Genomic DNA, 25,656 nt, shown 5'->3' with positions numbered 1-25,656 from the left:
CAACGGATTTCGCCAGGATCGTTGACTGGTTTCTGCCTCAACCGCGTGGCCGCCGAGATTGCAACCAGAGTTGTGGACTGGGGCTGAAAGCAACCCTTTTCGACCGCCCAAAGTGACTCAACCGGCGTCGATGATCACGGTGCCGAGGGCCCCACCGCCGCCGAGACCGACGAAATGCCGGATCTCTCTCGCACTTCCGGGCCCAAACCGACGTTTGGGCGCGAGAGAGAGGCTGGGTGTCAGACTCTCGAGGGCTGGCCGTTGGCAGCCAACCGGTGCACCTGCTTCTTGGTCGCGGGGTACAACTCACGCCAGGTTTCGTAGAGGTCGTCATAGAGTGCGACATTGCCCGGGTCCGGCGTGATCTCGTGCGCGATACGCGCCCAATCGGTATCCGGCGCAACCACTCCCGCGCCGATGGCCGCAAGCAGTGCGTCGCCGTAACTGGCACCGATGGCCTGTTCGGGTATCAGCTGCGCGCGTCCGGTGACGTCGGTGAGCGTCTGCGCCCAGATCGGACTGCGCAGTCCCCCGCCGACAGCGACGACGCGGGTGGCGGTGTGCGCGTCGTCGAACTTCTCCAGGATCTGCCTGATCCCGAACGATATGCCTTCATAGGCAGCACGGAACAGGTGCCCGCGTCCGTGCCGCAGCGTCAGACCGGCGAATACCCCGCGGGCGCGGGCGTCGAAAACGGGTGTCCGCTCCCCTGCCAAATACGGCAACACCAGCAGCCCTTCGCTGCCGGGCGGCACAGCCTGCGCCTCGGCCATCAGCGTGTCGAACGGCGCCCCGCCGGTGGTGGTCTGCAACCAGTTCACCAGACTGCCCGCGGTCGCGGTGCCGGCCGCCAGGGCGTGGGTACCGGGTTCGATGCCCGCAGTCGTCCACAGCGCCGGATCGGCGTGATAGTCGTCGATGATCTGGACCAGGAACATCGTCGAGCCGTACATCAGCATCTGATCGCCCGGGTTGCGCACCCCGACGGAAAAAGCCTCGGCGAAGGCGTCCACGGTGCCGGCCACCACCGGCGTCCCGACCGGCACCCCGGTGGCTGCAGCCGCGTGCGCGTGCACCGTGCCGACCACCTCGCTGGGCCACACCAGCCGCGGTAACGGAAGTCGCCCGCAGATGCGTTGTGCCCATTCGGCATTCCACTCGAACGTCCGCGTCGAATACAACGGATCACACTGACTAGCGGTGTGATGGTCCATCACGTATTCGCCGGTGAGTTTCGCCGCGATGTAGGAGTTGGAGCCGTACCACCCGGTGGCCTTCTCGAACACCTCCGGCTCGTTCCGCCGGACCCACTCGATCTTGGGCCCCACCGCCTGGCTCGACAACAGTGTCCCGGCGCGCTCCAGAATCGCGTCGGCGCCGAATTCGTCTGTGAGTAAATCGATTTCGGCCTCGGCCCGCGAGTCGACACCATAGAGGATGGCACGCCGCAACGGCCGTAGCTCGGCGTCGCACAGCACCAGGCACGGCCCCACCCCGCTGACGCACATCGCCGCGACATGCGCACCCGCAGGCACCCGGGCCAGCAGCGCCTGGCTGATGGTGCAGACCTCGCCCCACCACATCGCCTCGGCGTCCACTTCGGCCCACCCGGGCCGCGGCAACTCCATCGCATGCGCAATGGTCTCGGATGCGAGCACCGTACCGGCCGCGTCGACGAGAACACCCTTGGAGCTTCCGGTGCCCATGTCGATACCGAGCAGCAAGTCCACGGGCATACCCTACGGGCTGGCAAGACTGCGGTAGGCATGACAAGTGGAACTCAGGTCCCGTCGACGCAACCAACCCGCACCACCGTGGGCGGTTTTCGACGATCTCTGTGACCCTCACCGCCAGCCTGCGCGTCCGTGGCTGCTGCTTCGCGACGATGAGATCGAACCGACCGTCCTGGACGCACGACGACCGGACTACGTGGTCTGGTCGACGCTGTGGAGCCGGCGCCCCGATGCGTCCGTGCGTTTCGAGCTCACCGCAGCCGATGGCGGAACCGACCTGCGTTGGATTCTCCTCGTCGAGGAGCCGGAGCCTGACGTCGAGTTCGCGGACCACATGCGGCACCGTCTGGGCGAGCTGATCAACGCCAACCTCAGGTACACCTACGGCCAGTGACAGGCCGGCTCGCCCACCGAGCCGAGATGATTCGTTAGTCGATATATTTTTCAGGTCGAATTGTCCAGACCAACGAAACCTCAGAGGAGACATGTTGCTCAAGGCCGGACCCTCCCCCCGGCTCCTGATCGCCTCCTTGAGCATTGTGGCTCTGACCGTCGCGGTTCTGCAGACCGCGGTGGTTCCGGTGCTCGGGCTGATCGCCGATCAACTGCAAGCCTCGACTGTGGCCGTCAGCTGGACGGTCACGGCCAACCTGCTGGCCGCCGCCGCGGCCACCCCGCTGCTGAGCCGGCTGGCCGATCTGTACAACAAGAAATACGTACTGCTGTGCGTGCTGGCGGTGGTGCTGTCGGGATCGGTGCTGGCCGCGACCACCAGCTCACTAGCGGTGCTGATCGCCGCCCGGGCGCTGCAAGGGGTGTCCTACTCGCTCTATCCCATCTGCGTGGCGGTGCTGCGTGAGGAACTGGTGGAGGAGCAGGTGGTCCGGGCGCTGGCCGTGCTGTCGGCCATCCTGGGCTTCGGCGGCGGTATGGGTCTGGTGGCCACCGGACTACTGGTGGCCGGCGACGCGAACTACCACCGGGTGTTCTGGCTGACCACCGGGTTCTCACTGCTGGTGATGCTCGTCGTGGTGTTGGTGGTCCCGTCGCGCCGGCGACACGGGCAGGGTTCGATCGACTGGCTGGGCGCCCTCGGCCTGGCGCTCGGGCTGAGCGCGGTGCTGCTGGCCATCACCCAGGGCAACAGCTGGGGCTGGGCCTCACCGGCGACGATCGCGACCTCGGCCGGCGGTGTCGTGGTGCTGGTCTTGTGGTGGTGGTGGGAGCGTGGCCGCGCCTACCCGCTGGTGTCGATACCGCTGCTGACGCGGCGGGCGATGCTGCTGACCAACCTCGCCACCGTGTTCGTGGGCATGGGCTTGTACTTCGGCTTCCTCGGGCTGACCGCGTTCGTGCAGGCACCCCGCGAGGCCGCCGGCTACGGGTTTTCCGCCAGCGTGCTGTACTCCAGCATCGTCTACCTGCTGCCCGGTGCGTTCGCGGGTCTGGTGACGGCGATGATCAGCGGACGGTTCATCGACCGATTCGGTGCCCGGCCGGTTCTGGTCTGCGGCGCCGCCACGGGCATCGTCGGGTTCACCGCCCTGGCGGTCGCACATGATCAGCCGTGGCAGGTGATCGTGGCAGGCATCTTCACCAACGCCTACATCAGCCTGGCCTACGGGGCGCTGCCCGCCTTGGTGGTCAGTGAAGCCGACCCCGCCGAGACCGGCATCGCGACCGGGCTCAACGCCATTGCCCGCACCGTCGGCAGTTCGGTGGCCGCCGCCATCGTCGCGGTTCTGCTCGGCCATACCGTGACGAGCACCGGCCAGCCACCTGAGAGCGCCTACATCACGATCTTCGTCGCGGGCGCGGTGACCGCGGCGCTGGCCACCGTGTTGATCGCGCTGTCGCGAAGCCGCCGCCCGGCCGAGCGCCCCGAGTACGGCACCGTCGAGTCGCGCGCGATGAACCACGAGTGGGGCTGACCTCTCACTCACAGCGGCGGTTCGGGCCCATAGGCAGCGGGTATGCAGCAGCACACTGCGCCCAGGGTGGGCGCGCACCACGGAGGTCGTCATGCTGGGTTGGCTGGACAGGCTGCAACAACGCAGCCCAGCTGCCGGTTTCGTGATCGCTGTGGTGTACAAGTACGTCGACGACCAGGCCGGATATCTGGCCGCCCTGCTGACCTACTACGCATTCATCTCACTGTTCCCGCTGCTGTTGCTGCTGACCACGGTCCTCGGTGTGGTGCTGGCCGGCCGCCCGGAGTGGCGCGAGGACATCTACGACTCGGCGTTGGCCCAGTTTCCGTTGATCGGTGATCAGCTCACTGAACCGAGCCGGCTCAGTGGCGGGACCGCGGGTGTGGTGATCGGCATCGTCGTGGCCCTGTACGGCGGCCTGAACGTGGGGCAGGCCCTGCAGAACGCGATGGAGACCATCTGGGCCGTGCCGAAGAACCTGCGCCCCGACCCGCTGCGGTCGCGGCTGCGCAGCCTGCTGTTACTCCTGGTCCTCGGCAGTGCGCTGGTGGCCACCACCGGCCTGGTGGCGCTGGGCCAGTTCCTGGGCGCGCTGGGCGCAGCGGGTGTGGTGGTCGCGGGTCTGGCGGTGAACACCACCGTGTGTGTGGTGGCGTTCCGGGTCACGACGACGCGGCCGCTGACCGTGAAGGAAGTGCTACCGGGCGCGCTCAGCGCCGCGGTGATCTGGCAGCTGTTGCAGTGGTTCGGTGCGACCTACGTACAGCACGTCGTGGCCTCGGCCAGCGTCACCAACAGCGTGTTCGCCGTGGTGCTCGGGCTCATCGCGTTTCTCTACCTGGTTTCGACCGTGCTGCTGGTCTGCGCCGAGGTCAATGTGGTGCGGGTGGACAAGCTGCATCCGCGCGCTCTGCTCACCCCGTTCACCGATGACGTCGACCTCACCGAAGCCGACCGCAAGATGTACGAGGGGCAGGCGAAGGCGCAGCAGGCCAAGGGATTCCAACGCGTCGAAGTGAGCTTCGACGAGCGGGAGCCGATGCGCGAGCAATGACAGCGGATATCAGGCGGCCGGTGCTGGCGGTCAGCGTGTCACATCGACAGCGACGTCGGCGGGCCGCGCGCCCGCGCGTGCGGCGCCGATTCCCGCGGTGACCACAAAAGCGATTCCGATGACCGCCGCCGGTCCCGGCACCTGGTGCAGGATGACGAAGCCGATGACGAGCGCGAACGCCGGTTCCAGACTCATCAGCGTTCCGAAGGCCGATGTGGTGAGGCGGCGAAGCGCGAGGAACTCGAGCGTGAACGGGATGACGGGCAGCAGCACCGCCAATCCGAGCCCGATGAGCACCAGATCGGGGGTGATTCGGTCGAAGGCCACCGGTCCCGCGATCAGCGACGCGACCAGACCCGCGGTGGGCATGGAGACCGCCAGCCCGTTGGCGCCGGCGACGTCATCGCCGACGCGCTGCGTCAGCAGGATGTAGCTCGCCCAGCACAGGGCGGCACTGAGCGCGAACACGACACCGAGAAGATCGACACTGCCTGACCACGGCTGCGTCAGCAGGAGGACCCCCACCGTCGCCAGGGCGGGCCACAGCATCCGGCGGCCGCCGCCGGCGGTGGCCACCGCCACCCCGAGCGGGCCGAGGAATTCCAGCGCGCTGGCGGTCCCCAGCGGGATACGCGAGATGGCGGCCATGAACAGCAGCGTCATCAGGGCCGTCACGATGCCGAGCACCACGCAGTAGAAAAACGAGCGGCGGGTGAATGCGCTGCGGCGTGGGCGCACGATCAGCACCATCAGGACACCCGCCCAGGCCAGGCGCAGCCACGCCGCGCCTTCTGTGCCCACCCGGTCGATCAACATGACCGACACCGCGAGGCCGAGTTGCACAAAAAGCATCGCGGCCAGCGCCATGAGGGTGCCGTCGCGTGCCTGCCCGTGGTTCACGCCGCCCATTCAAGAACAACCGAACCGTTCACGTCCACGTGATATTTGTGGACATACCGTTCAATGATCGTGAACAATCTCGGAATGGACCCACGGCGACTCGCGCTCCTGTTGGCATTGGCGCAGCAGGGCTCCATGCGGGCCGTTGCCGACAGCCACAACCTGACCACCTCGTCGGTCTCACAACAACTCTCAGCACTGGCCAAAGAGGTCGGAACCGAACTCACCGAACCCGACGGCCGCCGGGTCCGGCTCACCCCGGCCGGGCGGCGGCTGGCCGAGCACGCCGTCACCATTCTGGCCGCCGTCGAATCAGCGCGCCTGGACCTCGATCCCGACGCCGAACCCGCGGGGACCGTGCGCGTCGGCGGCTTCGCCACCGGAATTCGCGTTTCGCTGATGCCCGTCCTCAGCGCCCTGAGCGCAACCCACCCCGACGTCGAGGTGGTGATCAACGAGTACGAGCCTCTGGAGGCCTTCCGGCTGCTGATGGACGACGAACTGGACCTGGCCGTCACCTACGACTACAACCTGGCACCCGCGACACCGAACGCGATCCTCGAGTCGATGCCGCTCTGGTCGGCGCCATGGGGTCTGGCCCTGCCCGCCGGCGAGCCGAATCCGTCCGCCGACCTCAACGCCTATGCGGACCGGCCGTGGATCGTCAACTCCCGCAACACAGCTGACGAGATCGCCGTCCGAACCCTGGCCGCACTGGCCGGGTTCACCCCGCGGATCGCCCACCAGATCGACACCCTGGATCTTGTGGAGGACCTGATCGCCGCCGGTTACGGGATCGCACTGTTGCCAGTGGATCGACCCGCCCGCCACGGCATCCAGGTACTGCCGCTGCCCGAGCCCGCGCTGATCATGACCGCGTACGCGGTGACCCGGCGTGGGCGCGCGGTCTGGCCGCCGTTGAAGCTGATCCTGAATCGGCTCGAGCCCTCTTCCACGACCCCGGCGCTGGCCAGATGGCCCCGCTCAACCTCACTGCCGTGATGAGGACACCGTGGCATGGCGTTCCCGTTCATCCCCGCCCACCGTGGCCGCCGCAACCCGAGTTAAAAGACGCGCACCTGTCCCTCCAGCACCGGCACGGTGTCGGGCAGCTTGTAGGTGGCCAGCGCGTTGCGGAACATCACGTTCTCCCGGGCGTGTTCCGGCAGGTGCTTGACCAGCCACCGCGGGTCGTCGAACGTCCAGTGCGGGTAATCGGAGGAGAACATCAGGATCTTGTCGCACTCCATCCACTGCAGTGCCCGGCTGAGCTCGGTCTTGTCCTCCGGATAGTCCAGCGGCTGCGTGGTGAACTTGATGTGGTCTTTGACGTACTCGCTGGGCTTGCGTTTGATGTCCAGCCGGGACCTGCGCTTCTCGTAGATGGCGTCCATGCGCCACATCAACGGCAGGATCCAGGTGAAAGCGTGCTCCACGAACACGATTCGCAGCGTGGGGAACCTGTCGAACACGCCGTCGAAGACCAGGCTCATCACCTGATTCGCGGCCAGCAGCGAGTACGTGACCATGAAATCGTGGTTGTAGCTGGGCATTCCCACCGGCGGCATCGGGAGCTCGTCGTGATGGCTGCGCGACAGATGGCAGCTGACGGTGATGTCGTGTTTGGTGGCCGCGGCCCACACCGGATCGTATTTCGGGTCACCCCAGGACGGGCGGGGTTCGGCCTTGATCAGGATCTGCGCCATGTACGGGTGACCGGCCCAGCGCTCGATCTCGCCGGCGGCGGCCTCGGGGGCCTCGATGGCGACACAGATCGAGCCCCGCCAACGCTGGTGCCAGTTGTTGTGGGAGTCGAGCCAGTGATTGGCCTGCCAGTCGTTGAGCGCGCAGTTCATGGCGTGGTTGGGTTCCGGCATCCGCGCCGGGTAGGCCGCCGGTTCCAGGATGGCGAGGTCGGCACCGGCCTCCATGATCAGTTGCCGAAAGGCCAGATCGGGGTCGCTGCCCGGGAATTCGCCGTCGGCGGGGAAGGTGTCCGTGCGCATGGCGTAGGCATGCGCGTAATCCGGTGCATCGTAATAGATCTGGTCGCCGATGTCGTGAGTGCCGAAGTATCTGCTGCGCCACGGTTCCGGGATGTACTGCCCCAGCTCCCCGCGCCGGGGCACGGGGTGCACGTCGGAGTCGACACACCTGACCGCGATACGCTCCTGCGCAGGAGTTCGGTTACCGATGGTGGCTGTCATCGTCATTCCTTTCGTCGAGATCAGTTGTGGGACTTCACGGCGACGGATTTCGGTTCGAGGTAACCTTGCAGGCCCTCTCGGCCCAGTTCCCGGCCGTAGCCGCTGTGTTTGAATCCGCCGAACGGCGCGAAGGGATCCATGGTGTACCCCTGGTTCACCCCGAAGGTTCCGGTGCGTACCCGGGCCGCGACGGACAGCCCGCGCTCGACGTCCGCGGTGAACACCGAGCCCGCGAGCCCGTAGTCGGAGTCGTCGGCGATGCGGACCGCCTCATCCTCGTCGCGGTACGGGATGACCGTCAGTACCGGGCCGAAGATCTCCTCCCTCGCGATGCGCATTGAGTTGTCGGCGCCCGCGAACAGCGTGGGCTGCACGTAGAAGCCGGCGTCGATACCGTCTGGCAGGCCGGTGCCGCCCACCACCAGCCGGGCGCCCTCCTGCCGACCCTGCTCGATGTAGCCGCGCACCCGTTGCTGCTGGCGTTCGGACACCAGCGGCCCCATCTGCGTGGCCGGGTCCTCGGGGTCGCCGATGACGATGGCGGACATCTCACCGGCCAGCGCGTCGACGAAGGCCGCTTCGCGACGCGCCGGTACCACGATGCGCGTCAACGCGTTACAGATCTGGCCGCTGTTGGACAGGCTGGCGGAGCGGACCGCCGCCGCGACCACCGCAGGGTCGGCGTCGTCGAGCACGACGGCCGCCGACTTGCCGCCGAGTTCCAGGCTGGCCCTGGTCAGGCGTGTCGCACAGGCCGTGGCCACGGCCCGCCCGGCTGCGGTGGAGCCGGTGAAAGACACCTTGTCGATCCCAGGATGGCCCACCAGGGCGGCGCCGCAGGCGGCGTCACCGGGCACCACGGTGAGCACTCCGGGCGGCAGGCCCGCCTCGCCGAGCAACTCGGCGAGCAGCAGCGCATCCAGCGGGGTCTCCGGGGCGGGTTTGAGCACCACCGTGCAACCGGCCAGCAGGGCCGGGACCAGTTTGGTGACGATGAGGAACTGCGGCATGTTCCACGGCACGATCGCGGCGACGACACCCACCGGTTCGAGCCGGACCGTCAGCTCGGCGCCGAAGAAACCGCGGCGGGTCTCCTGCCAGGGGAAGGACTCGGCGATGTCACAGAATGCCGGCATCATCAGGGTGGGCAGCCCCACCTGGGCCCGGCGGGCGAAGGTGATGGGCGCACCGATCTGCGCGCAGATCAACTCGGCCATCGCATCCTGGCGCTCGCGGTAGATCTCCGCCAGCCGGCGGATCACCGTGATCCGTTCGGCGGGTGTCATCCGCGGCCAGGGACCCGAATCGAACTGCAGCCGTGCGGCTCTGACAGCTGTGTCCACGTCGGCGGGCCGCGCCACCGTGAGGCGACCGATGACCCGGCCGCTGTGCGGCGACACCATCTCTACGCTGCCGTCACCGTCGGGCGACCACTGCTCACCGAGACCGATACGCACACCGAGATGTTGATCCACTGCGGATCCTTCCGCCTAGGCCGCCCCCACAGTATCAACTACTTGTCATTAGGTCGAGCAACGGTTACGGTCGGCTCATCAGCCCCCTCGGTGCCGTCGGCGCACCGCGATAGGAGTTCCGATGCCCCGCTTCCCCAAGCCGCCGGAAGGCAGCTGGACACAGCACTACCCCGAACTCGGCACCGGCCCGGTGTCCTACGAGGATTCGGTGAGCCCGGAGATCTACGAGCTGGAGCGCGCCGCGATCTTCAAGCGGGCCTGGCTCAATGTCGGCCGCGCAGAACAACTCCCGCGCAAAGGCAGCTACTTCACCAAGGAACTGAAAGCCGCCAACACGTCGATCATCGTCACCCGCACCACCGCCGGCGAGATCAAGGCCTACCACAACATCTGCCGGCACCGGGGCAACAAACTGGTGTGGAACGACATGCCGCACGAAGAAACCAAAGGCGTGTGCCGGCAATTCACCTGTAAGTACCACGCCTGGCGCTACGACCTGGACGGCAATCTGACCTTCGTGCAGCAGGAGGAGGAGTTCTTCGACCTGGACAAGAGCCGCTACGGGCTGGTGCAGGTGCACTGCGAGACATGGGAAGGATTCATCTTCGTCAACTTCGCCCCACAGCCAGAGCAGACACTGCGCGAGTTCCTCGGCCCGATGGTGTTGGCACTGGAGGGTTATCCGTTCGCCACCTTGACCTCTCGCTGGCACTACCGCTCCGAGGTGAACGCCAACTGGAAGCTCTACATGGACGCGTTCCAGGAGTTCTACCACGCCCCGGTACTGCACGCGAACCAATCGCCGACCGCCTACTCGAAGGCCGCCGCAGAGGCCGGGTTCGAGGCACCGCACTACCAGTTGGACGGCCCACACCGGTTGGTCAGCACCTCCGGCGTGCGCGCCTGGGAGATGGCCGAGGAGATGCGCAAACCCATCGAGGACATCTGCCAGAGCGGGTTGTTCGGCCCCTGGGACAGCCCCGACCTGGGACCGATGCCGGTGGGCCTGAACCCCGCCAAATGCAACCCCTGGGGCCTGGATTCGTTCCAGCTGTTCCCCAACTTCGTCATCCTGTTCTGGGGTCAGGGCTGGTATCTGACGTACCACTACTGGCCCACCTCACCCACCACACACACCTTCGAGGGCAGCCTGTACTTCCCGAAGGCCCGCACCGCACGCGAACGCGTGGCGCAGGAACTGGCCGCGGCGTCGTTCAAGGAGTACGGCCTGCAGGACGCCAACACACTCGAGGCCACCCAGACCATGATCGGCACCCGCGTGGTGGAGGACTTCGTGCTCAACGACCAGGAGATCCTGCTGCGGCACCTGCACAGGGAAACCGCCTCGTGGATCGCGGACTACCAGCGGCAAGGAGTCTGAGATGACCGCCGTGCTGCCGGCCGCCTTCGCCGATCTGGAACCGTGGGCCGACTGGTGCCTGGCCAGTGAGGCACTGCGCTACGAGCGCCGCCTGCGCAGTTCCATGACCGATATGCAGGCCTTCTACGATGCGATCACCGCCCGCGCCGAGGATGCGATCGCCTACTGCGACAAGTTCCCCCTCGACGACATGCCCGACGATGCGGTCAATCTCATGCACCTGCTGTACTCGATGATCACCGTGTCGTTCCCGGTCGAGTGCTGGAAGCAGCCCCGCGTCCCGGATTCCGGTGCGACCAGTCTGGACTGTGTGTCCGAGCCGGGCCCGTGACGCTGGTCCTGCGGGCCGCGCGCTGGGCCGACGTGGTGACCGGCGCCGTGCACACACCCGCGGTGGTGGTGATCGACGGCCGGCGCATCGCTGCGGTCAATCCCACTGAGCCGCAACCCGACTCGGCAGAGATACTCGACCTGGGCGACGTCACGCTGCTGCCCGGGCTGATGGACATGGAGCTCAACCTGCTCATCGGTGGGCCCGGCGGACCGGAAGGCCTGCCCACTCCCCTGCACGGCGTCCAGGATGACCCCGCCTATCGCACCCTGCGCGGTGCGGTCAATGCGCGCACCACGCTGGAGGCGGGCTTCACGACGGTCCGCAACCTGGGCCTGATGGTGAAGACGGGTGGCTATCTGCTCGATGTCGCCCTGCAGCGTGCCATCGACCAGGGCTGGCATACCGGTCCGCGCATCTACCCGGCGGGCCACGCCGTCACCCCCTACGGCGGCCACCTCGATCCGACGGTGTTCCAGCGGCTGGCGCCCGGGGTGATGCCCCTGTCGGTGGCCGAAGGGATCGCCAACGGTGTTCCCGACGTGATCGCCTGCGTGCGTTATCAGATCAGGCACGGGGCCAAGCTGATCAAGGTGTCGGCGTCCGGGGGCGTGATGTCTCACAGCACTTCACCTGGTGCGCAACAGTATTCCGACGCCGAGTTCGCCGCCATCGCCGACGAGGCACACCGGGCCGGGGTGCGGGTGGCCGCCCACGCCGTGGGTGACACCGCCATCCAGGCCTGTATCCGCGCCGGCATCGACTGCATCGAGCACGGCTTTCTGGCCAGTGACGACACCCTGCAGATGATGGTCGACCACGGCACCTTCCTGGTGTCGACCACCTACCTCACGGACGCGATGGCCGTGGACCGGATCGCTCCCGAACTGCGCCGCAAAGCCGAGGAGGTGTTTCCCCGCGCCAGGGCGATGCTGCCCAAGGCCATCGCCGCCGGGGTCCGGATCGCCTGCGGAACCGACGCGCCCGCGATACCGCACGGCCAGAACGCCAAAGAACTCGCCGCGCTGGTCGATCGCGGTATGACGCCCATGCAGGCCCTGCGCGCGGCCACCGTGGTGGCCGCCGAGCTGATCGACGCCGACGACGAGCTGGGCAGGATCGCCCCGGGCTATCTGGCCGACCTCATCGCTGTACTCGGAGACCCGTCGCACGACATCACCGTCACCTCCGACGTCCGGTTCGTGATGAAGGACGGCGAGGTGGTCAGGCAGAGCGCTCAGGTCGGCGCTGACATGCGCTAACGTCGAGCCCGACGACGGAGGCGGGCATGGAACTGACCGACAACATCCTGTGGCTGCTCAAGCAGGCGTTCTACTTCTCACTGACCACGGTGAACGAAGCGGTCGCCGAGTACGGCGTGAGCACCGCCCAGATCGGGGTGCTGCGTCAGCTGGCCAATGAACCGGGTCTGTCCGGCGCCGAACTCGCCCGGCGGTTGCTGGTCAGCCCCCAGGGCGTCCAGACCGCCCTCACTGCGCTGGAGCGACGTGGACTGATCGAGCGTAAACAGGATCCGCAGCACGCACGCATCCTGCAGGCCTTCCTGACCGACGACGGCCGCGACCTGGCCGCCGCGGTGGTCAACGATGCGATCGCCGCGCACGAGCAGGTGTTCGGCGTGCTGACCGCCGAGGAGCAGCAGACACTGCGCGATCTGCTGGGCCGCGTGGTCGAAAAGGGAACCGGACACGAGCTTTTCGACGACCACATCGAAACCTGAGGCGATGTATCTCTAGTACTTGATACCAATGACAAGTAGTTGATACTCTCGCTGGGATGCCAGCTTCCGGAAGTGCCCCGTACGCGGTCGATGATGGTTTCGTGCCGTTGCGGGTCAAGCAGGTGGTGCGCGAAACCGCCGACACGGTGTCTCTGGTCTTCGACCAGAGCGGTGAATTCGCCTATGAGGCGGGCCAATATCTCACCCTGTCGGTTCGGATCGCCGGGCAGGAGCACCGCCGGTGCTACTCCATGTCGTCCTCCCCCAGACTGGGCGAGGACCTGCGCATCACCGTCAAACGCGACCGCGACGGTGTGGTGTCCAACTGGATCAACGACACCACCACCGCCGGTGACCTGATTCCAGCCGCACCCCCGCAGGGCCGGTTCGTCCTGCAGGACTCCGGGCGAGACATCGTGGCCTTCGCGGGCGGCAGCGGCATCACGCCGGTGTTCTCGCTGCTGCGATGTGCGCTGGCCACCACGTCGCGCACGTGCCGGTTGCTCTACGCCAATCGCAGCCGGGACTCGATCATCTTCGCTGACGCCCTGACCGAACTGTGCGAAAAGCACGGCGGCCGTTTCGATCTGACGCACCACCTCGACGACGAACGAGGCGTCCTGACCGTCGACACCGTGGTCTCGTTCGCCGGCGAGACCGACGCCGACATCTACGTCTGCGGACCCGGCCCCTTCATGGACATCGTGGAGACCTCCCTGCGGTCGGAGGGCGTCCCCGCCGACCGGGTGAAGCTGGAACGCTTCACCGTGACCCCTTCCGGCACCGTCGACTCGGTCACCGAAAAGGTGACCATCGAACTGGACCGCACGTCGGTCACCATCGACTACCGAGCCGGAAACACGCTGCTGCAGACGGCGCGGTTGGCCGGACTGCGCGCACCCGCCTCGTGCGAAACAGGTTCCTGCGGAACGTGTATGGCGCAGGTGACCGAGGGCAGCGCACGGATGTTGAACAACGACGCACTCGACGACGACGAAGTGGCCGACGGCTGGGTGGTCACCTGCCAGGCCATGCCCACCAGCCGCACCGTGAAGGTGGTCTACGAATGACGGGGAACACCGTCGCAGTGGTGACCGGCGGCGGCTCCGGGATGGGCGAGGCCACCTGCCACGAACTCGCCCGTCGCGGAATGCAGGTGGCCGTACTGGACCTCGACGAGCAGGCAGCGCAACGGGTGACCAGCGACGTGCGGGCCGCCGGTGGGACTGCTCTGGGCGTCGGGGCCGACGTCACCGACCGCGGTAGCGTGGAGCACGCCTTCGCCAAGATCCGCAGCGAACTCGGCCCGGTGACGGTGTTGGTCACCAGCGCAGGCCAATTCGGCTTCGCACCGTTCCTCGAGATCAGCGACGACGCCTGGGCCCGCATGATCGACGTCAACCTGACCGGCACCTTCCACTGCTGCCAGACGGCCCTACCCGACATGGTGGCCGCGCAGTGGGGCCGCATCGTGATGATCTCGTCGTCGAGCGCCCAGCGCGGGTCACCGTTCGCCGCACACTACGCCGCGTCCAAGGGCGCGGTGATCACGCTGACGAAGTCTCTGGCCCGCGAATTCGCCGGGCACGGCATCACCGTGAACAACATCCCCCCGTCGGGCATCGAGACACCCATGCAGCACCAGGGGCAGGCCGCCGGATTCCTGAAGTCCAACGAGGAGATCGCGGCCAACATCCCCCTCGGCCGGTTGGGCAGCGGGGCGGACATCGCCGCGGCCGTCGGCTTTCTCTGCTCTCCCGAAGCAGGCTTCATCACCGGTCAGGTGCTGGGCGTCAATGGAGGTGCGGTGATGTGACAGCGTCTGCGATTTCACCATGGAGGTACCCATGACCCGTTCCCTGAGAACCCCCGAGGGCTCGTGGACCGAGCACTATCCCGAACTGGGCACCGGCCCGGTCTCGTTCGCCGACTCCACCTCACCGGAGTTCTACGCCCTGGAGCGTGAGGCGGTCTTCAAACGCGCGTGGCTGAACGTCGCCCGGGTGGAGGAGATCCCGGCACCCGGTGACTACGTCACCAAGGAGATCGAGGTCACCGAGTCGTCGGTGATCCTCATTCGTGGTGCGGACGGCGCGGTCCGGGCGTTCTACAACATCTGCCGACACCGCGGCGACAAGCTCCTGTGGGACGACTTCCCCGACCGCGAGACCTCCGGCAACTGCGCAGAACTGGTGTGCCGGCGTTGCCGCTGGCGGTGGGCACTCGACGGTTCGCTGATCCACGTGCCTGCGGAGGGCAGTTTCTTCGACCTCGACCACGCCGCATACGGTCTGGCCACGGTGCAGTGCGACATCTGGAACGGCTTCGTGTTCCTCAACTTCGACCCGCGGCCACGGCAGACGCTGCGGGATTTCCTGGGGCCCATGATCACCGGACTCGACGGCTACCCTTTCGGCAAGCTGACCGAGCGCTACGACTGGATGGCGCACAACAACAGCAACTGGAAGATCTTCGCCGACGCCTTCCAGGAGTACTACCACGTACCGTCATTGCACACTCAGCAGGTGCCGCCCGAAGTCCGCAAGCCCGGAGCGGGTTTCACCTGCGGCCACTTCCAGCTCGACGGACCTCACCGCCTGGTCTCGACGGCGGGGACCCGACGGTGGCTGCTGGCACCGGAATACATGTACCCGATCGAACGCGCCACCAGAAGCGGTCTGGTGGGGCCGTGGAGGACACCGGACATCGGTGAACTCCCCCGCGGGCTCAACCCCGGCGGCATCGAACCCTGGGGCATCAGCAACTTCCAGATCTTCCCCAATACCGAGATCCTGATCTACGGCGGCTGGTATCTGCTGTACCGCTACTGGCCCACCTCACACAACACCCACCGTTTCGAGGCCTACACCTACTTCCACCCCGCCCGCACCGTGCGCGAACGCATCGAACACGAGGTTGCGGCGGTGGTGCTGAAGGAGTTTGCACTGCAGGACGCCGGCATGCTCGGCGGCACCCAGGCCGCGCTGGAGTACGGGATAGTCGACGACTATCCGCTCAACGACCAGGAGATCCTGGTCCGCCATCTGCACAAGGTGGCGGTGGACTGGGTGGACGCCTACCGGCGCGAGCAGGCGGAACTCTGATGCCGAACACCCTGCTGCCCAGTGCATTCGCAGAACTGGAGGGGCACGCCGCAACCTGGTGCCTGGCCACCGAGACCGAGCGGTGGAACACCCGGCTGGCCAGCAACATGGCCGAGATGGAGCGCTTCTACGACGACTTCTTCCCCCGCCTGGAGGAAGCCATCGACTACTGCGACAAGTACGACCTGGACACCATGCCCGACGACGCGATCAACCTGCTGCGGCTGATCTATTCGCTGATCATGGTCGCGATGGCGGTGGAGATCATGCACCAGCCGGCTCCGGTCGACGCTGCCGACGCCGTGATGATCCGCACCGGCGAACCCACTCCCTGAAAGGCCCATCATGAGTGTGCTCACCCTCACCAAACTCACCCACTCCGTCGGCGCCGAAGTGGCCGACATCGACCCCGCGCGGCTGACCGACGACGACTCGGTCGCCGACGCGATCCTCGCGGCGCTGGAGGACAACGGCGTCCTGGTGTTCCGCGGGCTGCATCTGAAACCCGAAGCGCAGGTGGCCTTCTGCCGCCGCCTCGGTCAGATCGACCACTCGTCGGACGGTCACCATCCGGTGGCCGGCATCTACCCCATCACGCTCGACAAGTCCAAGAACGCCTCGGCGGCCTACTTGAAAGCAACCTTCGACTGGCACATCGACGGCTGCACGCCGTTGGGTGACGAGTGCCCGCAGAAGGCCACGGTGCTCTCGGCGCTGCAGGTGGCCCAACACGGCGGCGAGACGGAGTTCGCGAACTCCTACGCCGCCTACGACACGCTGCCCGCCGAGGACAAGGAGCGCTACTCGGCCCTGCGGGTGGTGCACTCTCTGGAGGCCTCGCAGCGCAGGGTGCACCCAAATCCCTCACCGGAACAGTTGGCGCGGTGGCGTTCCCGGCGCACCCACGAACATCCCCTGGTGTGGACGCACCGCAGTGGCCGCAAGTCGCTGGTGCTGGGCGCCTCGGCGGACTACGTGGTGGGCATGGATGTCGACGAAGGCCGGGCACTGCTGAGCGCGCTGCTGGACCATGCCACCTCCGACGACAAGGTGTACAGCCATCGCTGGTCGGTGGGCGATACCGTCATGTGGGACAACCAGGGCGTGCTGCACCGCGCCGCGCCCTATGACCCGAACTCGCCGCGCGAGATGCTGCGCACCACGGTGCTGGGCGACGAACCCATCACCTAGCCACCGTCGCCGGATCCGGGTTCAGTTCTTCCCGGGGAAATGCTTGACGATGCCTTCCTGCACCACGGTGGCGACGATGTTGCCGTCGGTATCGAAGAAGTGCCCGGTGCCCAGGCCGCGCGAATCCGACGCCACCGGCGAGGTGGTCGAGTACAGCACCCAGTCGTCGAACATCACCGGGCGGTGGAACCACACCGAGTGGTTGATGGTGACGGCGAAGATCCGGTCGAAACCCCACGACAGCCCGTGAGTGGTGATGATGGAGTCGAGAACCGTTGTGTCCGAGGAATATACGAGTGCGGCGTGGTGCAGCACCGGGTCTTCGGGCATCGGCCTCTCGGTCTTCATCCACACCCGGTTGTGGGGCAGCCGCCCGCCCTTGTCACGCATCACCCAGGCCGGGTCGTTGGTGTAGCGCCACTCGATGGGCTTGAGCGCCGCCACGAACAGCGGCACCGTTTCCTCGTAGCCCTTGAGTAGCTCGGTGATCTTCGGGAGGTCGTGCGGCGGCGCCACGTCGGGCATCTCCGCGCTGTGCTCCAGACTGCGACCCCCGGCCAGGAACGAGACGAACGCAGTCGTCAGCAGCTGGCCGTCCTGCGTGACGTCGACGCGCCGGTTGGCGAACCGCCGTTCGTCACGCAGCCGCACGACGGTGAATTCCAGATCTTTCTCCGGGTCTCCTCCGGAGATGAAATGCGCCGACAGCGCGTTCGGGGGCAGCTGATGAGGCACCGTGCGGCTGGCCGCCACGAATGCCTGCGCCATCATCTGGCCCCCGAACGTGCGGATCGGGTTCTTGCTGGGGTGCCGCCCGGTGAACGCGTCGTCGCCGGCGGCGCGGAGATCCAGCACGGCCAGGAGCTCGTCGAAGTCGGAGCCGGCTGGCACGTGAACCTCCTGTTGATCGCTACGCGTGGTCGTCCTCGCCGATCCGGTGCACATGGATCAGGTTGGTCGAGCCTACTGTGCCCGGAGGAGCACCGGCGACGATGACCACCAGGTCACCCCGCTTGTACCGGCCGAGCGCCAGCAGCGACTGGTCCACCTGACGGATCATGCCGTCCGTGGTCTGGATGTGCGGCACGATGAACGTCTCGGTACCCCAGGTCAGCGCCAACTGGCTGCGGATCTCCGGCAGCGCCGTGAACGCCAGCAACGGCAGCGGCGTGTGCAGCCGGGCCAGGCGGCGCACGGTGTCGCCGGACTGGGTGAACGCCACCAGTGCCTTGGCGTCGAGCCGCTCGCCGATATCGCGGGCGGCGTAGGAGATCACACCGCGCTTGGTACGCGGAACGTGCGTCAGCGGCGGGGCGGCGGTCGAGTTCTCTTCGACCGCCGAGACGATGCGGGCCATGGTCCGCACCGCTTCCAGCGGGTACTTGCCCACTGACGTCTCACCGGACAACATCACCGCGTCAGCGCCGTCGAGCACCGCGTTGGCGACGTCGGACGCCTCGGCACGGGTGGGCCGGGAGTGCTCGATCATCGATTCGAGCATCTGGGTGGCCACGATCACCGGCTTGGCGTTCTCGCGGGCCATCTGGATGGCGCGCTTCTGCACCAGCGGGACCTCTTCGAGCGGCAGCTCCACCCCAAGGTCACCACGGGCGACCATGATGGCGTCGAAGGCGAGCACGATGGCCTCGAGGTTGTCGATGGCCTCCGGCTTCTCCAGCTTGGCGATGACGGGCACCCGGCGGCCCACCCGGTCCATCACCTCGTGCACCAGCTCGATATCGGCGGGTGAGCGCACGAAGGACAGCGCGATGAAGTCGACACCCAGCTTGAGGGCGAATTCCAGGTCCGCGATGTCCTTCTCTGACAGCGCGGGAACCGACACGTTCATACCGGGCAGCGACAGGCCCTTGTTGTTGCTGACGCGACCACCCTCGGTCACCTTGCAGATGACGTCGTCGCCTTCGACGCTCTCGACCGTCAGGCCAACGTTGCCGTCGTCGACCAGCAACCGGTCCCCCGGTGAGGCGTCGTGGGCAAGCTGTTTGTAGGTCGTGGACACCCGGTCGTGCACGCCGAGGACGTCCTCGACGGTGATCCGGACCGTCTCCCCGGTGGCCCACAGGGTGGCGCCGGTGTTGAACCGGCCGAGGCGGATCTTCGGGCCCTGGAGGTCGGCGAGGATGCCCACCGCCCGGCCGGACAGATCGGAGGCGTTGCGCACCCGCTTGTAGTTGGCCTCGTGGTCGCTGTGCTCGCCATGGCTGAAGTTCAGCCGGGCGACATCCATGCCCGCTTCGACGAGAGCTCTGACTTGTTCGTCTGTTCCAACAGCTGGTCCGAGAGTACAAACGATCTTGCCGCGTCTAGTCACGACGACTCAGCATAGTCGCAGTCCGGAACCATCTCGACCGATACAGATGTGTTGGCGCATTCGTCACTTTGCTGACATCCTCCCGAAGTCAGATAACGCGGAATTCGCCGGCTCGTGGCAGTAGCTACACAACCGCCAACGGCAGCGCGGACGGCCGGACCGGCGCCGGCAGATCCGACTCCCCCATCAGGAACACGTCGACCGCATGCGCGGCCGCGCGGCCCTCCGCGATCGCCCAGACCACCAGGGACGCGCCCCGGTGCGCGTCACCGCAGACGAACACACCGGGTGCGGTGGTCTGCCAGTCCGACCCGCACGGCAGCGCGCCACGCCGGTTGAGCTCCAGACCGAGGCCGTCGAGCAGCGGCATGCGCTCGACACCGTCGAAGCCGATCGCCAGCAACGCCAGATCACAGGGCAGCGTCAACGGCTCACCGACGGGTGAGATGATGCGCCGACCGTCGGCGTCGCGGGTCACCCGGACCTCGGCGATCTCGATGGCCCGGAGGTTGCCGTCGTCATCGCCGACGAAACGCTGCACCGCCACTTCGTAGCGGCGCAGACCGCCTTCGGCGTGGGCCGGCGAGGTCTTGGTGCGCAGCATCAGCGGCCACGTCGGCCACGGTGTCAGCTGCTCGTCCCGCAACTCCGGAGGTTCGGGGTTGTAGTCGAGCTGGGTGACCGACGCCGCGCCCTGGCGGTGGGCCGTGCCGAGGCAGTCGGCCCCGGTGTCGCCGCCGCCGATGATGACGACGTGTTTACCGGCCGCTGAGATCGGCGAGGGCCCGTCGCCTTCGCATTCCCGGTTGGCCGGCACCAGGTGCTCCATCGCCAGGTGCACACCCGCGAGATGACGACCTTCGACGTCGTTGTCCCGGCCGCGCAGTGCGCCGACGGCCAGCACCACCGCGTCGAACCGGGACCGCAGTTCCTCCACGGACAGATCGACGCCGACCTCACAGTCGGTGACGAAGCGGGTGCCCTCGGCGCGCATCTGCGCCAGCCGTTGGTTCAGCGTCGCCTTCTCCAGCTTGTATTCCGGGATCCCGTACCGCAGCAGCCCACCCAGACGGTCGTCACGCTCGTAGACCGTGACGTTGTGACCGGCGCGGGTGAGTTGTTGTGCCGCAGCCAGTCCCGCCGGGCCCGACCCCACGACGGCGACGCTGCGGCCGGTGGCGATCGCCGCGGGTTGCGGTTCGACGGTGCCGTCCATCCAGGCCTGGTCGGCGATGGACTGCTCGATGCGCTTGATGGTCACGCTGCCGCCGGTGTCCTGCTCGGATATCGACAGCACACACGCCGATTCACAGGGCGCCGGGCACAGCCGGCCGGTGAACTCCGGGAAGTTGTTGGTGGCGTGCAGCCGTTCCGAGGCGGCTTCCCAGCGGCCCCGCCGCACCAGGTCGTTCCATTCGGGGATCAGATTGCCCAGCGGGCAACCGGCGGTCCCCGAATGGCAGAACGGGATGCCGCAGTCCATGCACCGGCGGGCCTGCTGACTCACCTCGGCAGCGCGCTGGTGGGGATCCTGGGCCTCGTAGACCTCACGCCAGTCGCCCACGCGTTCGTCGACCGGTCGTTTGGTGGCCTCGACCTTGGGCACCTGAAGAAATCCCTGTGGGTCAGCCACGTGTCGCCTCCATGATCGCGGTATCGACGTCACGCCCCTCGGCCTTGGCCATCCGGGTGGCTTGCATCACCCGCTGGTAGTCGGTGGGCATGATCTTGGTGAATTGAGCACTGCGCCTTGGCCAGTCGGCCAGTATCGAGGTGGCCACGGTGCTTCCGGTGTACTGGGCGTGCTTGGCGATGACACCGCGCAGCCAGAGCAGATCTTCGGGGTCCATCGCCTGCAACTCCACCATCGCGGTGTTGACCTTGGCCGGATCCAGCCCCAGGACATAGGCGATGCCACCCGACATCCCGGCCGCCATGTTGCGGCCGCATGCGCCGAGCACCACCACACGACCGCCGGTCATGTACTCGCACGCGTGATCACCCACACCTTCGGTGACGGCCAGCGCCCCGGAGTTGCGGGCGGCGAACCGCTCACCGACGCGCCCGCGCAGGTACACCTCACCGGAGGTGGCCCCGTACAGCAGGGTATTACCGGCGATCACGTTGTCCTCGGGCAGGAACAACACGTCCTCGGGCGGGCGGACGACGATCTTGCCGCCCGAGAGTCCCTTGCCCACATAGTCGTTGGCGTCCCCGACCAGATCGATGGTGACGCCTGGCGGCAGGAACGCCCCCAGCGACTGACCGGCCGAACCCGCCAGCTTGACCGTGATGGTGTCCTCCGGTAGCCCGGCCGCACCGTAGCGGCGGGTGACCTCCGAACCCAGCAGGGTGCCGACCGTGCGGTTGACATTGCGCACGGGCAGCTCGAGGGTCACCGGATGCGCGTCCTCGAGTGCGCCCTCGGCGAGTGCCACCAACGTCTGGTCGAGTGCATGCTCCAGGCCGTGGTCCTGATCGCGGAGGCGTCGGCGCTGCGGCAACGTGGCACCGTGGGCGTCGGTGGGCACCGCGAAGATGGGGCTGAGGTCCAGCCCCTTGCTCTTCCAGTGCGCCACGCCGGCGTCGGTGTCGAGCACCTCGGCATGGCCCACGGCTTCGTCGATGCTGCGGAAACCCAACTCCGCGAGGTACTTCCGGATGTCCTCGGCGATGAAGCGGAAGTAGTTCTCGACGAACTCCGGCTTGCCGTTGAACCGGGCCCGCAGTTCGGGGTTCTGCGTGGCGACACCCACCGGGCAGGTGTCGAGGTGGCAGACCCGCATCATGATGCAGCCCGACACGATCAGCGGTGCCGTGGCGAAACCGAACTCCTCGGCGCCCAGCAGCATCGCCACGATGACGTCACGGGCGGTGCGCATACCGCCGTCGCACTGCACGGTGATGCGGTCACGCAGGCCGTTGAGCACCAAGGTCTGCTGGGTGTCGGCCAGGCCGATCTCCCACGGCGCGCCGGCGTGCTTGAGTGAGGTCAGAGGCGCCGCACCGGTACCGCCGTCGTACCCGGAGATCAGCACCACGTCCGCGTGCGCCTTCGACACCCCGGTGGCGACGGTGCCGACGCCCACCGAACTGACCAGCTTCACGTGGATCCTGGCCTTGTCATTGGCGTTCTTGAGATCGTGGATCAGCTGCGCCAGATCCTCGATGGAGTAGATGTCATGGTGCGGCGGCGGGGAGATCAGTCCGACTCCCGGCGTCGAGTGCCGGGTCTTGGCGATGTTCGGGTACACCTTGTAGCCCGGAAGCTGGCCGCCCTCACCCGGTTTGGCGCCCTGGGCCATCTTGATCTGGATGTCGCTGGCGTTGACCAGATAGTCACTGGTGACGCCGAAACGCCCGGAGGCCACCTGCTTGACGGCACTGCGCCGGCGCGGATCGTAGAGCCGGTCCACATCTTCACCGCCCTCGCCGCTGTTCGAGCGCCCGCCCAGGTTGTTCATGGCGATGGCCATGGTCTCGTGGGCTTCGGCCGAGATGGACCCGTAACTCATCGCCCCGGTGTTGAACCGCTTGCAGATCTCGTCGGCCGATTCGACCTCGTGCAGCGGAACCGGTGGGCGTAGACCCTTCTTGAAGGTGAACAATCCACGCAGCGCGCCGCCTTCACGAGCCAGCCGATCGACCTCCTCGGAGTACTTCTCGAACACCTCATAGCGCCCGGTGCGGGTCGAATGCTGAAGCAGGAAGACCGTTTCCGGGGTGAACAGATGCAGCTCACCGTCGCGGCGGAACTGGTACTCGCCACCCACCGACAAGCGCCGGTGCGCCCGTTCGGTCGGGTTCTCCGGGTACGCCCGCCGGTGGCGGAACCTGACCTCCTCGGCGAGAACGTCCAGGCCGACCCCCCCGAGCTGGCTCACGGTGCCGGTGAGGTACTCGTCGACGACACCGCGGTCCAGGCCGATGGCCTCGAAAGCCTGTGCGCCGGTGTAGGAGCCGACAGTCGAGATGCCCATCTTGCTCATCACCTTCATGACGCCCTTGCCGAGCGCCTTGAGGTAGTTGCGTACCGCGGCCGCTGTCTCGATGCCGGTGAGCTCACCCTCGCGGATCAGGTCCTCGATCGACTCGAAGGCCAGATACGGGTTCACCGCCGCGGCGCCGAAACCGATCAGCAGCGCGATGTGGTGCACCTCGCGGGCGTCACCGCTTTCGACCACCAGCGCCACCTTGGTGCGCTCCTTGGTGCGCACCAGGTGGTGGTGCACCGCCGAGACCGCCAGCAGCGACGGGATGGGCGCCCGGGTGTGGTCGGAGTCGCGGTCGGAGATGACAAGGGTGCGTGCGCCTTTGGTGATGGCTTCGCAGGCGCGCAGCCGCAGGTCCTCGATCGCGTCGGCCAGCCCTTCCCCACCACGCTCGACCTCGTAGAGGGCCCGCAACACCGTGGTCTTCAGCCCGGGATGCTCGTTGTCGTCGTTGATGTGGACGATCTTGTTGAGCTCGTCGTTGTCGAGCACCGGCCACGACAGCAGAATCTGCCGGCACGACGCCGCCGACGGCTCCAGCAGATTCTGCTCGGGTCCCATCACCCGGGCCATCGAGGTGACGATCTCCTCGCGGATCGCATCCAGGGGTGGATTGGTCACCTGCGCGAAGAGTTCCACGAAATAGTCGTAGAACAGCCGCGAGCGTTGTGAGAGGACGGCGGCCGGGGTGTCGGTACCCATGGAGCCCAGGGGCTCACCGCCGGATGCCGCCATGGGAGTGAGCATGAGCCGCAGGTCTTCTTCGGTGTAACCGAAGGCGATCTGCCGGCGCACCACCGACTCGTGATTGGGTTGGACGCGGTTGCGGTCGGGCAGCGTCTTCAGATCGAGCAGCCCGGCATGCAGCCACTCCGAATACGGTTGCGCCGCGGCCAGTTCGTCCTTGATCTCCTGATCGGAGATGATCCGGCCCTGCGCGGTGTCGACCAGGAACATCTTGCCCGGCTCGAGCCGGCCCTTGGCCACCACCTCGGCCGACGGCACGTCCAGGACACCGCTTTCGCTGGCCAGGATGATGCGGTCGTCGATGGTGCGCCACCACCGGCCCGGACGAAGGCCGTTGCGGTCCAGCACGGCACCGACAACGGTGCCGTCGGTGAAGGTGACGCAGGCCGGGCCGTCCCATGGCTCCATGATCGAGGCGTGGAACTGGCAGAACGCGCGGCGCTGCGGGCTCAGGTCGGCGTTGTTCTCCCACGCCTCGGGGATCATCATCATCACCGCGTGCGGCAGGCTGCGCCCACCCAGGTGAAGCAGTTCCAACGTCTGGTCGAACGACGCCGAGTCCGAGGACTCCGGGGTGCAGATCGGTGACAACCGCGCGAGGTCGCCGCCGATCAGCGAGCTGGCCAGCATGGCTTCGCGGGCGTGCATACGGTTGCGGTTGCCGCGGACGGTGTTGATCTCACCGTTGTGGGCCACGAAGCGGAACGGGTGGGCCAGCGGCCACGACGGAAATGTGTTGGTGGAGAAGCGGCTGTGCACGATCGCGATGGCACTGCGACAGCGTTCGTCGCGCAGATCCGGAAAGTACTTCGGCAGCTGCATCGTGGTGAGCATGCCTTTGTAGGTGATGGTGCGGCTGGACAGTGAGACGAAGTAGACGCCGCTGCCGGTCGACTTGATCTCCGAGGTCATGTGGCCGGCCCGCTTGCGCAGCGGGTAGACGCGCCGGTCCAGATCGAGGCCGCCGAGCCGTTGGCCCTCGGCGTCGGCGGGAGCGGCGACGAACAGCTGTGCCATGTGCGGCATACAGCCCAAAGCGGTATCCCCCACCTCGGCGCCGGCGGGATCGACGGGCACAGTGCGCCAGCCGAGAACCTCGATGCCTTCCTCGGCCGCGATCTCCTCGACACGGGCCCGGGCCGCTGTGCGCGCCACCGGATCCTGCGGCAGGAAGCAGATGCCGGCGGCGAATGTGTTGCTTCCGTCGGCGGCCGGGGCGGGCAGTTCGAAATCGACCACCTCGCGCAGCAGGTCCACCGGCAACTGCAGCAGAATTCCGGCGCCGTCACCGCTGTTGGGTTCCGCGCCGGCCGCCCCCCGGTGTTCGAGGTGTTCCAGCGCGATCAACCCGTCGGCGACGATTGAGTGCGACCGTCGGCCCTTGATGTCGGCGACCATCGCGACACCACAGGAGTCGCGCTCCTGCTCGGGGTCGTAGAGTCCCTGTGCTTGCGGCACTGCCGAGAAAAGCATCCATGCACCTCCGCAGTCGGAACTGCGGGAAGGTGAGCGCCTCCGTCCACGAGGGACATTCAGA

21 protein-coding genes are annotated in these 25,656 nt (G+C 67.0%); 13 read left to right on the top strand and 8 right to left on the bottom strand.

Going from position 1 to position 25,656, the window contains the following annotated elements:
• Positions 1–239: 239 nt before the first annotated feature.
• Positions 240–1,730: an FGGY-family carbohydrate kinase gene (locus tag NL241_RS17215; protein ID WP_494398177.1), complete on the bottom strand. Its 1,491-nt coding sequence runs from the start codon at positions 1,728–1,730 to the stop codon at positions 240–242.
• Between the two features lie 43 nt (positions 1,731–1,773).
• Here NL241_RS17215 and NL241_RS17210 point away from each other — a divergent pair, with 43 nt between their 5' ends.
• The 3 genes from NL241_RS17210 (at position 1,774) to NL241_RS17200 (ending at position 4,718) form a co-directional block, all read left to right on the top strand.
• Positions 1,774–2,127, top strand: a complete 354-nt coding sequence (locus NL241_RS17210; protein ID WP_494398176.1) for a hypothetical protein — start codon at positions 1,774–1,776, stop codon at positions 2,125–2,127.
• Between the two features lie 91 nt (positions 2,128–2,218).
• The gene (locus NL241_RS17205) at positions 2,219–3,664 is read left to right on the top strand and encodes an MFS transporter (protein ID WP_494398175.1); all 1,446 of its coding nucleotides are present in this window, start codon (positions 2,219–2,221) and stop codon (positions 3,662–3,664) included.
• A gap of 91 nt (positions 3,665–3,755) precedes the next feature.
• Entirely contained in the window at positions 3,756–4,718 is a 963-nt protein-coding gene (locus NL241_RS17200) for a YihY/virulence factor BrkB family protein (protein WP_487695825.1), read from the top strand.
• 30 nt (positions 4,719–4,748) lie between these two features.
• On the opposite strand, the gene NL241_RS17195 is transcribed toward NL241_RS17200, so the two are convergent.
• Positions 4,749–5,627, bottom strand: a complete 879-nt coding sequence (locus NL241_RS17195) for an EamA family transporter (protein ID WP_494398174.1) — start codon at positions 5,625–5,627, stop codon at positions 4,749–4,751.
• 75 nt (positions 5,628–5,702) lie between these two features.
• Between NL241_RS17195 and NL241_RS17190 the strand changes: the two genes are divergently transcribed.
• Positions 5,703–6,620: a LysR family transcriptional regulator gene (locus NL241_RS17190; RefSeq protein WP_487695945.1), complete on the top strand. Its 918-nt coding sequence runs from the start codon at positions 5,703–5,705 to the stop codon at positions 6,618–6,620.
• A 62-nt stretch (positions 6,621–6,682) separates the two neighbouring features.
• Here the strand turns inward: NL241_RS17190 and NL241_RS17185 are convergent, their stop codons facing one another.
• Together NL241_RS17185 and NL241_RS17180 are read right to left on the bottom strand one after the other, a co-directional pair.
• A complete protein-coding gene (locus NL241_RS17185; protein ID WP_494398173.1) occupies positions 6,683–7,825 on the bottom strand; it encodes an amidohydrolase family protein in 1,143 nt (380 codons plus the stop codon).
• A gap of 20 nt (positions 7,826–7,845) precedes the next feature.
• The gene (locus NL241_RS17180; protein ID WP_494398172.1) at positions 7,846–9,300 is read right to left on the bottom strand and encodes an aldehyde dehydrogenase; all 1,455 of its coding nucleotides are present in this window, start codon (positions 9,298–9,300) and stop codon (positions 7,846–7,848) included.
• A gap of 121 nt (positions 9,301–9,421) precedes the next feature.
• On the opposite strand from NL241_RS17180, the gene NL241_RS17175 reads away from it, so the two are divergent.
• From NL241_RS17175 to NL241_RS17135, 9 genes are read left to right on the top strand one after another with little or no spacing between them, the layout of a single operon-like run.
• Positions 9,422–10,681, top strand: a complete 1,260-nt coding sequence (locus NL241_RS17175) for an aromatic ring-hydroxylating oxygenase subunit alpha (RefSeq protein WP_487695830.1) — start codon at positions 9,422–9,424, stop codon at positions 10,679–10,681.
• A gap of 1 nt (position 10,682) precedes the next feature.
• Positions 10,683–11,012: a hypothetical protein gene (locus NL241_RS17170; protein WP_487695832.1), complete on the top strand. Its 330-nt coding sequence runs from the start codon at positions 10,683–10,685 to the stop codon at positions 11,010–11,012.
• Positions 11,009–12,274: a metal-dependent hydrolase family protein gene (locus NL241_RS17165; RefSeq protein ID WP_494398171.1), complete on the top strand. Its 1,266-nt coding sequence runs from the start codon at positions 11,009–11,011 to the stop codon at positions 12,272–12,274. The genes NL241_RS17170 and NL241_RS17165 overlap by 4 nt, the downstream gene beginning before the upstream one ends.
• A gap of 26 nt (positions 12,275–12,300) precedes the next feature.
• A complete protein-coding gene (locus tag NL241_RS17160; RefSeq protein ID WP_487695836.1) occupies positions 12,301–12,753 on the top strand; it encodes a MarR family winged helix-turn-helix transcriptional regulator in 453 nt (150 codons plus the stop codon).
• A gap of 56 nt (positions 12,754–12,809) precedes the next feature.
• Positions 12,810–13,823, top strand: a complete 1,014-nt coding sequence (locus NL241_RS17155) for a 2Fe-2S iron-sulfur cluster-binding protein (RefSeq protein WP_494398170.1) — start codon at positions 12,810–12,812, stop codon at positions 13,821–13,823.
• Positions 13,820–14,569 (top strand): SDR family NAD(P)-dependent oxidoreductase, encoded by a 750-nt coding sequence (locus NL241_RS17150; RefSeq protein WP_494398169.1) that lies wholly within the window; start codon positions 13,820–13,822, stop codon positions 14,567–14,569. Before NL241_RS17155 ends, NL241_RS17150 begins: the two co-directional genes overlap by 4 nt.
• A gap of 31 nt (positions 14,570–14,600) precedes the next feature.
• On the top strand, positions 14,601–15,857 hold the full coding sequence (locus NL241_RS17145) for an aromatic ring-hydroxylating oxygenase subunit alpha (protein WP_494398168.1): 1,257 nt from the start codon (positions 14,601–14,603) through the stop codon (positions 15,855–15,857).
• A complete protein-coding gene (locus tag NL241_RS17140; protein ID WP_494398167.1) occupies positions 15,857–16,192 on the top strand; it encodes a hypothetical protein in 336 nt (111 codons plus the stop codon). Before NL241_RS17145 ends, NL241_RS17140 begins: the two co-directional genes overlap by 1 nt.
• A 10-nt stretch (positions 16,193–16,202) precedes the next feature.
• The gene (locus NL241_RS17135; RefSeq protein ID WP_494398166.1) at positions 16,203–17,048 is read left to right on the top strand and encodes a TauD/TfdA dioxygenase family protein; all 846 of its coding nucleotides are present in this window, start codon (positions 16,203–16,205) and stop codon (positions 17,046–17,048) included.
• Positions 17,049–17,069: 21 nt separating this feature from the next.
• On the opposite strand, the gene NL241_RS17130 is transcribed toward NL241_RS17135, so the two are convergent.
• From NL241_RS17130 to gltB, 4 genes are all read right to left on the bottom strand, one after another.
• The gene (locus NL241_RS17130) at positions 17,070–17,939 is read right to left on the bottom strand and encodes an acyl-CoA thioesterase II (protein ID WP_487695846.1); all 870 of its coding nucleotides are present in this window, start codon (positions 17,937–17,939) and stop codon (positions 17,070–17,072) included.
• 19 nt (positions 17,940–17,958) lie between these two features.
• The gene (pyk, locus tag NL241_RS17125; RefSeq protein WP_487695847.1) at positions 17,959–19,380 is read right to left on the bottom strand and encodes a pyruvate kinase; all 1,422 of its coding nucleotides are present in this window, start codon (positions 19,378–19,380) and stop codon (positions 17,959–17,961) included.
• Positions 19,381–19,504: 124 nt separating this feature from the next.
• The gene (locus NL241_RS17120) at positions 19,505–21,013 is read right to left on the bottom strand and encodes a glutamate synthase subunit beta (protein ID WP_494398165.1); all 1,509 of its coding nucleotides are present in this window, start codon (positions 21,011–21,013) and stop codon (positions 19,505–19,507) included.
• Positions 21,006–25,592, bottom strand: a complete 4,587-nt coding sequence (gene gltB, locus NL241_RS17115; RefSeq protein ID WP_494398164.1) for a glutamate synthase large subunit — start codon at positions 25,590–25,592, stop codon at positions 21,006–21,008. Before gltB ends, NL241_RS17120 begins: the two co-directional genes overlap by 8 nt.
• Positions 25,593–25,656: the final 64 nt, after the last annotated feature.

Source organism: Mycolicibacterium sp. SMGY-1XX, assembly GCF_059132455.1.
This window is presented reverse-complemented; position numbering and strand designations above follow the sequence as displayed.

Bases quoted from the DNA above. Each gene is read 5' to 3' on its own strand.
- NL241_RS17200 (WP_487695825.1), top strand. From the start codon at position 3,756: ATGCTGGGTTGGCTGGACAGGCTGCAACAACGCAGCCCAGCTGCCGGT.
- NL241_RS17160 (WP_487695836.1), top strand. From the start codon at position 12,301: ATGGAACTGACCGACAACATCCTGTGGCTGCTCAAGCAGGCGTTCTAC.
- NL241_RS17155 (WP_494398170.1), top strand. From the start codon at position 12,810: ATGCCAGCTTCCGGAAGTGCCCCGTACGCGGTCGATGATGGTTTCGTG.
- NL241_RS17190 (WP_487695945.1), top strand. From the start codon at position 5,703: ATGGACCCACGGCGACTCGCGCTCCTGTTGGCATTGGCGCAGCAGGGC.
- NL241_RS17185 (WP_494398173.1), bottom strand. From the start codon at position 7,825: ATGACAGCCACCATCGGTAACCGAACTCCTGCGCAGGAGCGTATCGCG.
- NL241_RS17135 (WP_494398166.1), top strand. From the start codon at position 16,203: ATGAGTGTGCTCACCCTCACCAAACTCACCCACTCCGTCGGCGCCGAA.
- gltB (WP_494398164.1), bottom strand. From the start codon at position 25,592: ATGCTTTTCTCGGCAGTGCCGCAAGCACAGGGACTCTACGACCCCGAG.
- NL241_RS17195 (WP_494398174.1), bottom strand. From the start codon at position 5,627: ATGGGCGGCGTGAACCACGGGCAGGCACGCGACGGCACCCTCATGGCG.
- NL241_RS17170 (WP_487695832.1), top strand. From the start codon at position 10,683: ATGACCGCCGTGCTGCCGGCCGCCTTCGCCGATCTGGAACCGTGGGCC.
- NL241_RS17175 (WP_487695830.1), top strand. From the start codon at position 9,422: ATGCCCCGCTTCCCCAAGCCGCCGGAAGGCAGCTGGACACAGCACTAC.
- NL241_RS17140 (WP_494398167.1), top strand. From the start codon at position 15,857: ATGCCGAACACCCTGCTGCCCAGTGCATTCGCAGAACTGGAGGGGCAC.
- NL241_RS17205 (WP_494398175.1), top strand. From the start codon at position 2,219: ATGTTGCTCAAGGCCGGACCCTCCCCCCGGCTCCTGATCGCCTCCTTG.
- NL241_RS17145 (WP_494398168.1), top strand. From the start codon at position 14,601: ATGACCCGTTCCCTGAGAACCCCCGAGGGCTCGTGGACCGAGCACTAT.
- NL241_RS17150 (WP_494398169.1), top strand. From the start codon at position 13,820: ATGACGGGGAACACCGTCGCAGTGGTGACCGGCGGCGGCTCCGGGATG.